11 protein-coding genes are annotated in these 15,666 nt (G+C 48.0%); 2 read left to right on the top strand and 9 right to left on the bottom strand.

Translation table 11 applies throughout. The features are described from left to right. Positions 1–15: 15 nt before the first annotated feature. From NBH15_RS00135 to NBH15_RS00115, 5 genes are all read right to left on the bottom strand, one after another. Positions 16–1,770, bottom strand: a complete 1,755-nt coding sequence (locus tag NBH15_RS00135; protein ID WP_128133896.1) for an alpha-L-rhamnosidase-related protein — start codon at positions 1,768–1,770, stop codon at positions 16–18. A gap of 292 nt (positions 1,771–2,062) precedes the next feature. Next, a complete protein-coding gene (rhaD, locus tag NBH15_RS00130; protein WP_046147271.1) occupies positions 2,063–2,863 on the bottom strand; it encodes a rhamnulose-1-phosphate aldolase in 801 nt (266 codons plus the stop codon). A gap of 43 nt (positions 2,864–2,906) precedes the next feature. Then, positions 2,907–3,929 (bottom strand): L-rhamnose/proton symporter RhaT, encoded by a 1,023-nt coding sequence (gene rhaT / locus NBH15_RS00125; RefSeq protein ID WP_244051000.1) that lies wholly within the window; start codon positions 3,927–3,929, stop codon positions 2,907–2,909. Then, complete coding sequence (locus tag NBH15_RS00120; protein ID WP_046147273.1) at positions 3,926–5,185, bottom strand: L-rhamnose isomerase; 1,260 nt, start codon at positions 5,183–5,185, stop codon at positions 3,926–3,928. Before NBH15_RS00120 ends, rhaT begins: the two co-directional genes overlap by 4 nt. A 171-nt stretch (positions 5,186–5,356) precedes the next feature. Then, positions 5,357–6,832 carry a rhamnulokinase gene (locus NBH15_RS00115; RefSeq protein WP_250821704.1) on the bottom strand — a complete coding sequence of 492 codons (1,476 nt, stop codon included), beginning with the start codon at positions 6,830–6,832 and terminating at the stop codon, positions 5,357–5,359. Between the two features lie 95 nt (positions 6,833–6,927). On the opposite strand from NBH15_RS00115, the gene NBH15_RS00110 reads away from it, so the two are divergent. Continuing rightward, entirely contained in the window at positions 6,928–7,815 is an 888-nt protein-coding gene (locus NBH15_RS00110) for an AraC family transcriptional regulator (RefSeq protein ID WP_007656161.1), read from the top strand. Positions 7,816–7,830: 15 nt separating this feature from the next. Then, positions 7,831–8,340 carry a DUF6078 family protein gene (locus NBH15_RS00105; protein ID WP_309296724.1) on the top strand — a complete coding sequence of 170 codons (510 nt, stop codon included), beginning with the start codon at positions 7,831–7,833 and terminating at the stop codon, positions 8,338–8,340. Between the two features lie 133 nt (positions 8,341–8,473). On the opposite strand, the gene NBH15_RS00100 is transcribed toward NBH15_RS00105, so the two are convergent. The 4 genes from NBH15_RS00100 to NBH15_RS00085 form a co-directional block, all read right to left on the bottom strand. Next, positions 8,474–9,814 carry a dihydroorotase gene (locus tag NBH15_RS00100; RefSeq protein WP_250821703.1) on the bottom strand — a complete coding sequence of 447 codons (1,341 nt, stop codon included), beginning with the start codon at positions 9,812–9,814 and terminating at the stop codon, positions 8,474–8,476. Positions 9,815–9,880: 66 nt separating this feature from the next. Continuing rightward, entirely contained in the window at positions 9,881–13,036 is a 3,156-nt protein-coding gene (locus tag NBH15_RS00095; protein WP_250821702.1) for a glycosyl hydrolase, read from the bottom strand. 122 nt (positions 13,037–13,158) lie between these two features. Beyond that, complete coding sequence (locus NBH15_RS00090) at positions 13,159–13,359, bottom strand: hypothetical protein (RefSeq protein WP_233567077.1); 201 nt, start codon at positions 13,357–13,359, stop codon at positions 13,159–13,161. A 35-nt stretch (positions 13,360–13,394) separates the two neighbouring features. Next, entirely contained in the window at positions 13,395–15,638 is a 2,244-nt protein-coding gene (locus NBH15_RS00085) for a polysaccharide lyase family 8 super-sandwich domain-containing protein (protein WP_250821701.1), read from the bottom strand. Positions 15,639–15,666 lie beyond the last annotated feature (28 nt).

The raw sequence follows: 15,666 nt of genomic DNA, 5'->3' as shown, positions 1-15,666 counted from the left end.
GGTTATCAATTTTATTTAATTCTCCAGATATACTTTCACACCGTCCGGAGCCTTTACTTCGCTTTTCACCTTACCGTCCGCTCCTTTCTCGTGACGGATCGTTATTACACCCTGCGGAGTCGGGAAAGTACCTTCCACCCATTTTAAATCGCCCAGATGCGGGGTGATACGGACTGCACGGCATCCCGGCTCCACCACCTGAACACCCAAGACGTATTCACTCAGCCATGATGTCGGACCGGAAGCCCAGCCATGACACAAACTATGACGGAAACCTTTATAGCAATAATCACCATAATCACCGTGAATATCCTTTTTCCCTTCAGGCACAAGTTCGTCGATACGTGCCGCATTCGGAAGCCAGTCCATATTGAAATCTTCCCAGAACGTAGTAGCACCCAGGTCGATCATCGCTCCCCAATACTGGCGGATCACATCGATCGCTCCCTGATAATTTCCGGCAGCAGCCATTGCACGCAACATATAATATCCGTAGAAAGTAGAGAATCCACGTGCCCCGCCTACTGACAGATATTTACTGTTTGCCTCTTCCGGTTTCATCAAACCAGCCAGGGCCAATAAAGCCGCACCCTGTTTTGAGCCCGGAGCATCCGGTGCTATTTTTGATTTCAACAAAGGCTTGATCACCTTCGGAGCCGCCTTTTCCATTTTCTTCGCCGTTTCACGACATTGGGATGCCAGCACATCGTCACCAAGTGTTGTACATAATTCATCGCCTGCCCTCATGGCCATCAGAACCAGCGATTGCAGACCGGCATCGATCGCCACCTGATTCTCACTTGACGGCCAGTCCATGAAACGCCATCCATCCAGTTTCTCACGTCCGTCTGCATCCACTTTAGAAATCAGAAGACGCAGAAGGTCGCTCATATAAGTTTGCTGTTCTTTCAGGTAAGCCACATCTCCATGATGATAATACCAGTCACGCTGGATCAGCAACCACCAGATCGAATAGGCACTGATACCATTCATCCAAGCGGGAAGAGGCGTTACATCACGGATCAGGTCAAGGCTCTTTGGAACGACTTCGTTATAACCGAAAACAGTATTTACGGTCATCACTTCCGGATGCATATCACCCAACCAAACCAAACGATCACGCTTAATACCGTCCCAGAGATATTCCTGCATATTCAAATGAACCGTATATGCACCAGTCTGCCAGATTTTATTCAGCCGTTCGTCGCTACTCCGGAAAGAACCTTTGTACGGAATATCACGGAATGTAGAAATAGCACGGATTTCTTTCAAGGAAACTTCCGTAGAATCGCTCATCAGGTCTATACGGGCAAAACGGAAACCGGAATTACCGACTTCCAACACACCCAACCAGGGCAATGTGACAACAAAATCACGTATTGCATGGTCATTACTGGCCCCGTTCTTCCCTTCAATTTCACACATGGCTTCACTGACAGATTCTCCGAAACGGACACGCATCTTTATAGGGCTTTTATTGGAAAAAGCACCGGTCACAATCTGAATGCCTCCCTGAAGTTCTTTCCCGAAATCAAACAAAAGGGCCGGATGCTCTTCTGACGTACTGGTCATCTTGCAAAGGGCACGATCTGTTAATTCTGCCTGTCCGTTACCCGGCAGGAGCAGTTTATCGCCATTTTTTATCAATTCGCTATGTTGTTGCCAGACAATACGCGTCGGGGAAAGATATTCGCGTACCCGGCTGTCGCGTTGCTGGGCCAGTACCGGCAGGGAACATAAAAGAGTAAGAAGTATAAGTATCTTTTTCATGGTATTATCAATAATGAATCAATTTGCTTCTATGGACAGGTTTAGTTTTTATCAGGTTTGATTGTTGCATCGTCGGTAGGGGCGGTACAAGATAAATATCAACCCTTTCTACCTTGTTGCACCCCTACAGGGTGCCTCAAAAAGAAAAGGATTCAAGGGAACCCAGGGTTCTAACCCTGGGCTAATTTGTTACAGGCCTACAGCCTAAAGACACCGTCACTAACTGGCTCATCCTATAATTAGCAGATAGCTCAAAACTTTCTAATTCTGAACCTCTCACACGCTACAGGAACTACAACCCAAAAGCAGGAACCAGATCATCCAACTGTTGGTCGGTCATTCCTGCCGGTTCATAGCCGGCCATGCGGGCACTCAGATAGATTTGAGCAGATTTTGCCAAGGTGTCGATTGCGTCAAAACATTCGATCAGATCTTCGCCGACTGCCAGAATTCCATGTTTTTCCCAAAATACAACATCATGTTTTTCCAGTTGTTTGATCGTAGCATGTGCCAGTTCGATCGTTCCCGGTATTTCATAAGGGACAATACCGACGCCTTTCGGTACGATGATACGGCATTCGGGGATCATGCCCCATAACGTCCGGGTGATTACCTGCGAATCGAGGAATGGTTTACAATGCGTCATACCGATCAGTTCTGTCGGATGCGTATGCAAAACGACCTTGTTATCACGTCCCAAGGAACGGAGATAATTGTGCATCATCAGGTGAGACGGCAGTTCGGATGTCGGGGCGACAGGTTGTTCGGCAATGATCTCATAGCTTTTTCCGTCCGGTGCTATCCGGATCAGCGAACCATTTGCGAACGGGTCCTGTGCGACATACCGCATCCGTTTGCCTGTCCCGGTCACATAAAATACATGTCCTCCAAGGGCGGTCATTGCTTCCTGCAACTGAATAGCAGGAGCAAGTGCCGGCAATGCCATTTCTTCCGGTGTCAATAAACCGGTCAGATTAACAGATATATTTCCTCCATTTCTTTCGGCCCATCCTTTTGTCCAGAGATAGCCTGCCACCTCAGCGATACGGCCAATTTCAGCCATCAAAAGGCTGTTGTTTCCAATTGTTGTCATTTTTTTTCTATATTAATTGCTTCGGGTATTCCCGAAAAGTCATCTATAAACTCGGTAACAGCAATGAGAATATCAGTATTCCCATACCGGTAATTAATACGATAATCGTTTTTCTGCTAACACCTTTCCATTCATTCAATATGATTCCCCAAACATTACTGAATATGACATTCAGCGACATCAGGATACTCCACGAAAAGGCAAGCATTACCGGAGAGTCAGAAAAATAACTCTTTCCCATGCCCAAGCCGAAGAACTGTGAATACCAAAGTACTCCTGCCAGCGCACAAAATAAAACATTATTCAATAATATCTTACCCGGAACGGAGAAATAATCTTTCCCTGTTTTATTTTTTATATTCTGGAAGATACAATAGACTGCATTCGTCAGGAAGCCACCCATTGTTACCAACAAGATCACCGGATTTAAGGCAAATAAATCGCTTGCACCGGAGGCCTTCGCTTTTTCCAGTATCGGAGTTCCGGATTCAAGGCCCAGATTAAAACAGGCACTCATCACACCCGCCAACAATGCAACCAGCAAACCTTTCGTCAGGGCAAAGTCTTTCACAGCCGCTTTCTTTTCCTCGTCCGTCATGTTGCGGGCACGCAGACTACCGGCATAACCGATCACTGCGATACCAGCCAACGTTACGCAAACCCCCAGTAGAAGGATCAGTCCGTCGCCATGAAACAAATCCGTCCCCCCGAATACTGCCGGAAAAAGCGTACCGAATCCGGCACAGGTACCAAGAGCGATACTCTGCCCCAGGGCTATTCCCAGATAACGCATGCTAAGACCGAATGTCAGACCTCCCACGCCCCACAGCATTCCGTAGATTACAGCGCCGATACTTCCACCGGCACTCCAGAGTTCAGTCAGGCTATTTCCTTCCGGTATAGCGAGTTGTGCGCCCAGATAAGGGAAAACGAGCCAGGCAAAAATACCCTGGATCAGCCAGAAGCTCTCCCAACTCCAGTTTTTCACCTTATTGATCGGCACGTAGGAACTGCTTTGCCCCAGACTGCCGATGGCGATAATCAGTAAGCCTATCAGTATATTCATTTGCGCTTGCTTGTTACTTCCGCTTCATATTTTTCTATTTCTGCAATGTAATCTTCCCCAACAGGAACATTATTTTTCAAACAGTACATATCCCATACGGCAGTCCACGGAAGGCTTTTCAATTCTTCCTGCAATGCCAGGCGCTGGAACAGTTTATCTTCCGATTCATATTGCTGCAAAGTAGCAGACGGTTCAAGCAAGGCTTGCAGGAATGCTTTCAGTGTGGCACGGCAACCGATCACATAAGCTCCTATGCGGTTGATCGTAGCATCAAAATAATCCAGTCCGATATGTACACGATCCAATGCATTGCAACGGATGATCTCACGGGAAAGGTCCAGCAGGTCATCGCTCAATACAACCACATGGTCACTGTCCCAACGGATCGGACGGCTCACGTGAAGCATGATTTCAGGAGTGAACAACAGCATGGAAGAGATCTTATCGGCAATGCTTTCCGTCAGATGGAAATGTCCGGTATCCAGCGTTACGATTTTGTTATTCTTAGCCCCATATCCCAAATAAAAATCGTAAGAACCGACCGTATAGCTTTCCAGTCCGATACCGAACAATTTAGCTTCGATGCAATCTTTCATGTTCTTATACTCCGTTGCAAAGATTTCGTCCAGCGAATCTTTCAGCAGCTGGCGGTATTTGATGCGGCTTGCCGGTACTTCCTTGGAACCATCATGTATCCAGAGATTCATCATACAGGGATCGTTCTGGTAAACACCCATCGCTTCACTGATCGCACGGCAGCGTTTCGTATGTTCGATCCAGAAGTTACGGATCGAATCATCCGGATTAGCCAATGTCAGGTTTCCGCTTTTAGGATGCGAGAAAGATGTGGAGTTGAAATCGAGTTTCATATTGTTCTCTTTCCCCCACTCCATCCAACTTTGGAAATGGGCAGGTTCCACTTCATCACGGTCCACTTTCTTTCCTCCGAAATCGCCATAGATTTCATGCAGGTTCAAGCGGTGAGTTCCCGGGATAAAAGAGTTTGCCGTCAGGATATCGGCGCGAACTTCATCTATATTACGCGCTTTGCCCGGATAATTGCCGGTCACCTGTATGCCGCCCGAAAGCGAGCCGTCCGGATTCTCGAATCCCGTCACGTCATCTGCCTGCCAGCAATGGAGTGAAAGACTGATTTTCTGCAATTTCTCAAGTGCACTGTTTACATCAACGTTTACAGCAGCAAAACGTTCGGCTGCCAGATCAAATGCTTCTTTTACTTTCTTTTCAGTATTCATGGTATGCTTTTTAATTTGTTATTATATATATTCTGAATTATACCCAACCGGACTAAAAATGCAGGAGGTCGTGGGTGTAGGCCCCGCCATCCGGGTAACCTAACCCCATCCGACCATTACATGTATGTTGACATGCCTGCTACTACACTGGTCTTTATTTTTTCTTAATTATTACCGTTTTACAACCTGTAAATACCGGTCGTAAACATCTTTCCAAACAGTCTCATCCTGCGGCAGGAATGTTTCGGTCTGAATAGAATCTGCTATCAACTGCCGCATTTCCCAACGGGTGGAGACGATACCGGCAGACCGTGCCTGTACCATACTGTTCCCGATCGCCGTTGCTTCCGACGGGCCGGCAATCACCGGCATGCCGATCGCATTCGCCGTAAACTGATTCAGCAGGTTATTTTTCGAACCTCCGCCGATCACATGCAACCGATCGATCCGGAAAGGTGCCATTCCCTTCAACATCCGGATCACCTCATTATAACGGAGCGCAAGACTCTCGAAAATGCAACGGATAAAATCAGCATCCGTTTCAGGAACAGGCTGCCCTGTCTCCTCGCAATAACCGGCAATAGCCTTTGTCATACACGCCGGATTAGCAAAACGGGGATCGTCCGGATCGACGAAACGTACAAAGGGAGCAGCCTGCCCGGCCAGCTCCACGATTTCAGAATAAGCATAAGCACGCCCGGCCTTCTCCCACTCTTTCCGGCATTGTTCCAATAACCACATGCCGGTAATATTTTTCAGGAAGCGGGTTGTTCCCTCGATACCGCCTTCGTTTGTAAAGTTATTCTTATAGGATTCTTCCGTTATGATCGGTTGTTCCGTTTCAATCCCCATCAGGCTCCAGGTCCCGCTACTCAGGTAAGCAAAATGCTCATCCCTGGCCGGAACAGCTGCTACGGCAGAAGCCGTATCATGCCCCGCTACAGCAATAACGGGTATCTTGCCAATGCCGGTTTCCTCCGCCAGGGCATCCGTCAGTTCCCCGACAAGCGTTCCCGGCATCACCACCTGCCGCACGATAGACGGCGAAACTCCTGCCGCCTCCAGCAAGGATGGTTCAAATTGTTTCGTAACAGGATTAAGCAACTGGGATGTGGAAGCATCCGTATATTCACACACCTTCTTGCCCGTTAACAGATAAGACAATAAGTCAGGAATGAAAAGTATTTCTTCAGCATTTCTCAAAGGTGCAAAATCCTCCTTCCGGGCACGGAACAACTGAAAGAGGCTATTAAAGTTCATAAACTGGATACCAGTCAGCCGGTAGACTTCCTCACGCGGCACCAGGCGGAAATATTCCTCCAATGCACCTTCCGTATACGGATCGCGGTAAGCCCTGGGCAACCCCAGTAAAGAACCATCCGAAGCCAGATAACCGAAATCGACTCCCCAGGTATCGATCCCGATCGAATCGACCGGGATATCTTCCCGGGCACAAAGGGAAAGACTTTTCTTCAGTTCCTCATACAGATTATATATGTTCCAATAATATTTCCCGTGCAATTCCAACAGGTTATTAGGGAAGCGGTGAAGTTCCCGCATTTCAAATTTGCCATTCATTAATGACACCAAAACGGCTCTCCCGCTTGTGGCTCCTATGTCAAATGCTAAAAAGTTATGTTTCTTCATGCCTGCAACAAAGTTATTTGTTTTACAGAAGCAAAAGTAAAAGGTTATTTACTATCTTTGCTTACGAAAATGATTTTAAACCTTTCAATTCTGACATGAATAAACACGCAAATAATCAAATACGCTACCTGACTATCGGAGCGTCTGATGAAGACTGGGGGATTACGGTCACCACGATCGGATACCAATTCATTCCACCCCAAAGTCAATATCCGTTATCCGGTCATCCGGACAGTTATAACTTCAAACCGCAGACAGGACGTATCCTGAAGGAATACCAGCTTGTCTATATAACGAAAGGAAGCGGCTACTTCTCTTCCCAATCCTGCAAACAGCAAAAGATAGAAGCCGGCACCATGATCCTGCTTTTTCCGGGAGAATGGCACAGTTACTATCCGGACAAAGAGACCGGATGGGATGAATATTGGGTAGGTTTCCGTGGAATACATATCGACAAACGAGTGGAAAAACGTTTCTTCACGAAAGAAGAGCCGCTTCATAGAATCGGTTTAAGTGCTACTATTGTAGGATTATATGAAGATATATTAAAGTTTGCCATGCAGGAAAAATCCGGATACCAGCAGATGATATCCAGTATCGTCCTTCATATAATGGGTACTGTTTATTATAAGAAAAAGAATGGCGCTTTTACTAATACATATGTAGTAGACAAAATCAACGAGGCCCGTATTCTGATGAAAGAGCAGGTAGAAAACCCCGTGTCGCCGGAAGAGATCGCCTCGCAACTGGGACTGGGATACTCCTGGTTCCGCCGTATGTTCAAAGAATATACCGGCGTGTCTCCCGCTCAATACCAGTTACAACAAAAACTATTGAGGGCAAAAGAACTCCTGACAGGAAGTAACCTGAACATATCGGAGATTGCTTACAGCCTGAAGTTTGAAAATGCCGGCCAGTTCTCGACCTTCTTTAAAAAGAAAGAGGGCGTTACGCCCTCCGAGTTCAGGGAAAGAGCACATTAATACGGTTGTTGACGATTGGACAGAAAACACCAAGAAGCAATTTACTCACTGAAACAGGAAACGAATAATATGAATACAATGGAGACAAACATCCTATTGACCCCCGAACAAATTCCTCCCTCCTACTGCCGTTGCTTCCAAAGCGACTGCCCGAAGGCGGACAGTTGCGCCCGTTTTCTCGCAGGGAAGTACCTCCCCGAAGGCTGGGTGACAGGGCCTGCCGTCTATCCCACGGCCCGTCAAGGCGTCACCTGCGTATGCTATAAGCAGACACGTATTATCCACGCCGCCTACGGTTTCCGTGCCCTCTTTGCCGAGGTGAAGAAGAAAGACGATACGCCTCTGCGCGACCGTATCAAGACGTATTTAGGTGGAAACACCACCTACTACCGCTACCACAATGGCGAACGCCTTCTCACACCTGAGCAACAGGAATGGATCATCAACCTCTTCCGCCGGCACGGCTATACAGACGAGTTGCGCTTCGACGAGTATCGCGACCTCTACGATTTTATCCTTACCTGATTACCACGGCGTGGTAGCGTCTCTTCCACGGATTGGAAGCCACACTACTACGCCTTGGAAGCGAGACTACCAAAGTGCGGCAGGCTAGTTGGTAAAAGCGAGAAGGGATACATTATACATACTGGTTTGTATTTTAGTTGTATTTCACTTCCATCCCCCGGACTTCGTCGTTTATGACGCCATTGTCATACACCAACTGTCCGTTGACAAAAGTCTGGCTGACACTATGATGGAAGGTAGTCCCTTCAAAAGGTGCCCATCCGCATTTATATATTATATTTTCGGGAGTCACCGTCCAGCTCTTCTCCGGATCGACAAGGACCAGGTCGGCATAATAACCCGGACGGATATAACCGCGCCGGTCGATATGGAACAGGTCTGCCGGCATATGCGCCATCTTTTCCACCACTTTTTCATACGTGAAGCAACCTTCTGCCACCATCTCCAGCATGGCAACCAGCGAATGCTGAATCAACGGACCGCCCGAAGCCGCTTTCAAACAACTGCCCTCTTTCTCCGATAACAAATGCGGAGCATGGTCGGTCGCTACGATATCTATCGTATTATCATTAACGGCATTGCGCAAAGCGATGCGGTCTTCCAACGTCTTGATAGACGGATTCCATTTGATTCGGTTACCGAACTTAGCGTAATCGCCGTCATGGAACCAAAGGTGATGCACACACACCTCGCCGGTAATCTTCTTCTCGCTCAAAGGAATCTCATTACTCAGCAATGTCAGTTCTTTGGCAGTAGACAAATGCAGGATATGCAAACGTGAATTCAGGCGGGTAGCCAGTTCGACAGCTTCTGATGAAGAGGCATAACATGCTTCCTCGCTTCTGATCTTGCTATGGAAAGAGATGTCGAGATCTTCACCGTACAACCCTGTATAATAAGCGATATTACGTTTGATCACTTCTTCCTTTTCCGCATGGATGGCGATCAGCATATCCGCTTCACCGAAGATACGCTCCAGGCTCTCCTTCTTATCCACCAGCATGTTGCCTGTAGAAGAACCGAGGAACAGCTTCAAGCCCGGCACACGGCTACGATCCAGCTTACGGATCTCGTCCATATTATCATTCGTTCCGCCGAAGAAAAAAGAGTAGTTGGCGACAGATGTTTCCGCTCCGCGCTGCAACTTCCATTCCAGATCGGCTATTGTGGTAGTCTGAGGCTTGGTATTCGGCATATCCATAAAAGAGGTGACACCGCCAGCAACGGCCGCACGGCTTTCACTAGCGATGTCTCCTTTATGTGTCAGGCCCGGTTCACGGAAATGTACCTGATCGTCGATTGCTCCCGGTAACAGGAGCTTTCCTTCAGCATCAATAACTTGTACATTGGAGGCGGTTTCGGGAACAACTTCCTCGAACACCTCTGCTATTTTATCTCCATCAATAAGGACCGAGCCTTTAAACATACAGCCTTCATTCACTATGCGAGCGTTTTTTATCAGAATCTTATTCATATACCTTGTATTTTATTTGTTACAAATGTACATGATTCTATTCAAAAACAACGCAGGCAGGAGCGGTTATTCGTAAGAATAGGCCTGTATTTCCACCGGTCCGATCAAACCGGACGATTGCAGAGGCGAATCTGCATTCCAGGGATTCACGTTTGTCCAGGTGCCGCGTTCCTTCTCAGGTAACGAAGCGTCACCGATCAGGCGGTTCCTCCAGTTATTCACGACTTCCACTTCGATCAGGTTCTCCCCTTTACGTAGGAAGTCTCCAACCGGCAGGCGGTAAGGGGTTGTCCATACGCCGCCAACATACTGTCCGTTGATCTTTACTTTTGCCATTACCATCACCTTGCCCAGATCCAGATAAAGCGCTTTCTGAGGCAGTTCATCCAAGGTGATCCGGTTGGTATAGATTGCTTTTCCTGAGAAATAGCGGATGGACGGGTCTGTATTTTCTGTCCAGTCCTGCAATGCCGGGAAGGTTACAGCTTCTTCCGGTCCTCTTTTCCCTTTTTCAAAATCGACCTGCCAGGGAGAGCTAACGGTTGCCAAAACCTCTTTAACCGGATAATTCCGGGCGGTTGTTTTCGACGGCGTGCCTTTTTTACGGAAGATAATAAAGGAACTTTCAAAGCCTTCGAGACGAACCGGTACGGTGGTTACTCCGTCGGCACAAGTGAACTCCGGCAAAAGGCGTATCTCTGCTGTCAGCGGATTCCACAGTTCCGGTAATTTTCCGGCTACACGGAAAGACGGATTTATATCAACCGGGTTTTCACTTTGATTCGATATAAAATAAATATCACCTTCATCCGTAGCACGGTGGATAAACAAAACAGGCGTACCGGAATTAACACGCATATCCGGTTTTACGTTCAAGGCTTCCAATACCGGTTGCAGGGAAGTCGCCGGCATAAACAGACGGCCTTTACCTATTGTCCGTACAGATTCTGTCTGGTCGCCCCAAAGCTCGGAAGCTAGAGCCTGCACTTTCTGATCGGCAGCCGGATAATCACTCAGACTCGGAGAATATTTCGGAGCAGGCCCTATCACACAGGCACCAGCCTGTAACAGTTCCTTTATCTTCTGCAAAATTTCCGGACGCATAGTTTCCAGTTGGGGTAATACCAGCAAACGATATTTCATTCCGCTAGGTAAAACAATCCGGCCGTCTTCCACCGATGCCCGCTGCAACAAAACTTCCCCATTAATATAATCGAAGGAATAGCCGGCAGGAAGTTCAGGCGTACAGATACCGGTCATCTTCGGAGCATCCTCACCGATAAAGTAAGCCACATCTGCCACATAATCGCCGCGTTGCAACATGAAGTTACATCTTTTCAGATAGCCGGTAAAGACATCCATCTGGCTGAACCAGGTATTCTTCCGGTTAAATTCATTACCGAACCAGGCATCCAGCCCCGGTTCGCGGTCTTCAAACGGCTGGTGGATATATACATGCAGTAAAGAACTGTTTATCCCTTCGGTAAAGAAACGGTCCCCACGCTGCTTCATCTGATACGGATAGCGGCCGAAAGCAGGTCCACCGCTTGTAAACGACTCGGCCCAGACACGTCTCTTGCCATAAATATGCCCGCAGGAAGAAGCCGCCCTGTTCTCGATATCCCCCAGGGAACCTTCGCTCCAAAACTCGCCGGCTATCTCATCGGACTGGCCGCCATATTGCAGGAACTCGCCGGGGAATCCCCAATGACCGTAATTTTCCAGCCAAGTTGTCAATCCGTGTTGATGACAAACATCACGCAAGCCACCTACATAATCGTAAGAAACACGGTCGGCTATCAAACGGCGCAAATCCCACAGGAAGCGATCTGAAATATCAGGATTGCCGACCACTGTACCTTCCAGAACCGGAAGATACGGAACGGGATCATATCCGTAACGTTCCTTAAATACGCTGATCATATCGTCGGTCCAGTTCTGTCCTCCGGTTTCATAGCTATCCTGGACAACAACCTTAAATGTTTTACGGTCTGCCTCCGGAATGCGTTTCAGTATATCACCGATAAAGGCATCAAAATGGAAAGCGACATGTTTCTTGCTCATTTTATCGATCTCAGGTCCTGTAGCTTCAGGAGCAGCCGGCGAGTTGGTTACACCTGTCGGCAACATCGCCATCCGGCGGATCACCCACTTACCTTCGGGCACTTCCCAATCCAACACACCGTTCTTTGAAAATTCAGTCACGTTCTTTATCGCATCCGGCGAAACCATCAAAGAGGTATCACTAACGGCAGGCTGTTTTTCCCAGAGATAGTCATCCCACATAGGGAGCGGGGTCTGGAACATCTTAGCCAGCGATTTCTCCGGGTAGCGTTCCATCATGGGAGAAGATGTAAGAGTTACATTTCCGGCAGCCTCTCCTTCTTCAGACATTTCCAGGCGGAACTGTGAAGCGGAAGTCTCCGGAAGGGAAATAACGACCGGCGCATAAGGGACAAAGCCTACATTCAGTGCCGGGTTACTACGGTCGATCACGAATTGTCTCAGCAATTCTTCTTTTCCTCCTTTTTTCACCCACAGCTTGGCGGTCGTTTTAAAAGGTGTATTTACCCGGTAAATCAGTGTGCGGACAGTTGCTTCCTTATCAAAGACCAGAACGGAAGAGGACGATTGCCCTGACTTCTTATTTATCGCCCAGCTTTTTTCCGCCACCGGTTTATCAGATGCCGGATAGGCAATAACGCAGACGTCCTGTTCATCTTTTCCAACGGAAGGCAGCGTCAGTTGCATACGTCCCGGTCCGGCGACAATCGTATCTGAAGAGGCCAGATAACGCATAGCCTGTGAACTTTTCACCCACGGACCGCCGGACTGGCTCCATCCCGGACTGTTGAATATTCCGATTTCTATATTCAGTTCCGTGGCTTTCTTCAAAGCGGCATGCAGCACTTCCCACCATTCGGAACTCAGCAGTTTATTATCGCCGTAAGGGATGCCATCGATACCGATATTCCCGATAAACGCACGATTAATACCAGCCACTTTCATGGCTTCCAGGTCACGTACCACCCCTTCTTTCGATATATTATCAGAAATCCAGTACCAATAAACACCAGTCTGTACACTATCGGGTATTGAACGGAAGCCTTGCTCGATACTGGCAAAGGATGGATGATTTGCAGACGTCTCTGTCTTATTACATGACAAAAGACCTAAACAAACAAGAATACATAAAGAGAATAAGTGTGTTATTTTCGCCATAATACATGAATTAAGCAATTACATTGATCTTATATGCAAGCAAAAATACTGTTTATATTCTCCTCTATTACTTATAATAATGACAATATACTTCTCAATTCTGATAAATTCCGAACCATCCCTTACCTCAATTTCAATACTCCTAAAGAAGACGGTATATGGAAGTCCGGATTGGCGGCATCGGGGATGATCCAGGACGACCAGATCACCTGTTCCTCTTGCGGCCCGTAATAATCGGCACGGTATACACCGAAACGTATCTCGCCGTCCGGTGAGATCACGCCCATTTCTTCCAGGCTCTTCAAGGGGATGGAGCCTTCCACGATATAGGTGTCTTTGCCGGTATGTGTTCCCAGTTTCAGCCCTTTAAAGTTCCAGTCGAAATCGAACTGGCGACGGAAATCGACTTTACCAACGGCGCGCTGATAACCGGGGTAACGGAAACAGACTGGCCGGAAGCCTGGTTGGCAAGAACCATTATCTTCAAATCGTAGTCATTGATCGTTAAAGACAAGGACGTTTGTGTATGTGTCGGATCGCTTGCCTCTATACGGAGTTTCCCGTTTCCCGGAGAAAGCATATAGATACCCGGTGTCTGTACCGCCAGTGTTATATCATCCGACAGGCGGATGGTTCCCTTCTGATATGCAGTGACATAGAAACGGTTGCCGGCTGCTACGGCCTGCATGGCCTCGTCATTGCGAAGCACCCGGATACCATCCGTCCGGAAAGTGGCTGTACGGTCTGCCGAAGAGGCCGGCAGTATCAGGTATTGGTAAGTGGCGGGAACCTCTTTCGGATGGCGGATATATAAAGAGATCACCTCTCCTTCCACCGTTTGCGGTATATATGAACCCATAAAGTCGGACCAGCGGCCGGAACGTTTTTCTGAGATCGCCACACAGTTTTCTGGTTGCATCAGGATATAACCGGTACTGTCATGATAGAAACGCGGAGCCTTCCCGGTAATCGTAACGGTTCCGTTGACAGGATTCCAACAGTTATTTTCCCAATAAGCCAGTTCCCCCTGTTTCATACGCTGGTCAATCGATGTCGCCAGGTTCAGCGTACTGTCGGTCTGAATTCCTGCCCCGAGGCATAACACAAAATCGTCCGTGATAACCCACGACTTGCAGGCATGTGCTCCGTCACGGTTCAGGATCATAGCGGTCATACCTGTACTGCCATCCGTTACACCACCGACAAAAGTCGTTTCATTACGGACATGCGCCCCGTAAGTACGGGGAGAAGGGATAGGCGCATCGCTTTCATACGAAGTAATACCCGGGACCTTGCGCCAGTCCCAGAACGGGAACACATTCAGATATTCATCGCCGTTACGGTATATATAAGTAGCGCCGTCACCCATATAAAAGCCTTTCAGGTTATCTTCATTTACTAACTCAGTACCGATCACCCGCTTGGAAGCCATCTTGACAGAGGCCATCCACCCCGGTGCGCGATGGATAGTCTGGTCTGAATCCCAGAAATGTTTCTGTCCGGAAAAGGCTGTCCTCTGCGCAGGTTGGGGAGGGAAATTGTCATTCAGAAAATCATCCATCTTCTGCACATCGGCCGGTGTGCTGCCCTTCTTCAGTGAGCTGGCGGCATATCCTATCGCCAACGCTTTATGAATAGGGGCATTATGAAACAATTGCCGGTCGAGGGCATTCACATCCATATAGCCACGCCAGATAATCCAGCGATAGCCTTCCGTTAATAAATTATTCAGGATAGATTGCTGTTCGGCATTCAAAGCAAAGGAAGTTCCAGCAAACAATCCCGAATAGAAACTCATCTCACCGAGATAAGCCAGCCCGTAGTTGCCGAACTGCTGTTGCGGCCCGTGCTGGTGGAAGCTCCAGTCGCTTTTAATACCTTCCTCACGCCCGGTGGTTATTTCAGAGATGATTGTATCGCGGGCAGCCTTTACCAAGGCATAATCGTCTGTCAGCAAGCCTTTGACAAGTACGTTTCCTGCCAGCCAGACTTTATTCTGCCCCGTCATGCCGAAACGGGCGTTATCCATTACTTTCACAGCTTCTTTGAGTTCGTCGGGTGTCATCTGCATACGGAGCAGCAGGAAAGCCGGCCCGAACGTTTTCGGGATACCGATCTCGTTATACCACCAGTTCATGCAAACAGGTTTCGTGCGGAACCAATAACCGAGCGCCTGATGAATAACCGTAGAGAAGCGGGGCGACCAGGTACACGAAGGCCCTTCGGCATGATAGAGTTTTGCCAACTCCAGTATACGGTCGGCATGCTTCTTGGCATCCCATCCGGAGCGTTTGGTATCTGTATAGTTGATATCCGGCCAGGAACCGTCTTCACTTATACTCTCCATATATCCTTTGATCTTCTCCATATTGAAAGGATACCGTTGATGCAGTTCCACAACGACCTGGTCAGACATTTCCGTCTCAGGCGGGATACCGGACAATATACGGTTGAGTAAATCCGATTCATCATTGGAACTGATCAAGGTCCCGATATAGTTCTGACGGATCTGCTCCAGTTCGTCCTGCCGTGTTTGCGAGAACACACGCACGGGTAAAAACAAGAATGCGGCTAACAAGAATGTGTTTGTAAGAAGCTTCATGATATTGAATTTAGTACTGAAAGCAACA

Origin of the sequence: Parabacteroides caeci (assembly GCF_023656795.1) — a bacterium.
Classification (GTDB): Bacteria; Bacteroidota; Bacteroidia; order Bacteroidales; family Tannerellaceae; genus Parabacteroides; species Parabacteroides segnis.
Note: the sequence above shows the minus strand (reverse complement) of the source record. Positions and strands in the feature narration are given on the sequence as shown.

Bases quoted from the DNA above. Each gene is read 5' to 3' on its own strand.
- NBH15_RS00120 (WP_046147273.1), bottom strand. From the start codon at position 5,185: ATGAATACTGAAAAGAAAGTAAAAGAAGCATTTGATCTGGCAGCCGAA.
- NBH15_RS00110 (WP_007656161.1), top strand. From the start codon at position 6,928: ATGAATAAACACGCAAATAATCAAATACGCTACCTGACTATCGGAGCG.
- rhaT (WP_244051000.1), bottom strand. From the start codon at position 3,929: ATGAATATACTGATAGGCTTACTGATTATCGCCATCGGCAGTCTGGGG.
- NBH15_RS00085 (WP_250821701.1), bottom strand. From the start codon at position 15,638: ATGAAGCTTCTTACAAACACATTCTTGTTAGCCGCATTCTTGTTTTTA.
- NBH15_RS00095 (WP_250821702.1), bottom strand. From the start codon at position 13,036: ATGGCGAAAATAACACACTTATTCTCTTTATGTATTCTTGTTTGTTTA.
- NBH15_RS00115 (WP_250821704.1), bottom strand. From the start codon at position 6,832: ATGAAGAAACATAACTTTTTAGCATTTGACATAGGAGCCACAAGCGGG.
- NBH15_RS00100 (WP_250821703.1), bottom strand. From the start codon at position 9,814: ATGAATAAGATTCTGATAAAAAACGCTCGCATAGTGAATGAAGGCTGT.
- NBH15_RS00135 (WP_128133896.1), bottom strand. From the start codon at position 1,770: ATGAAAAAGATACTTATACTTCTTACTCTTTTATGTTCCCTGCCGGTA.
- rhaD (WP_046147271.1), bottom strand. From the start codon at position 2,863: ATGACAACAATTGGAAACAACAGCCTTTTGATGGCTGAAATTGGCCGT.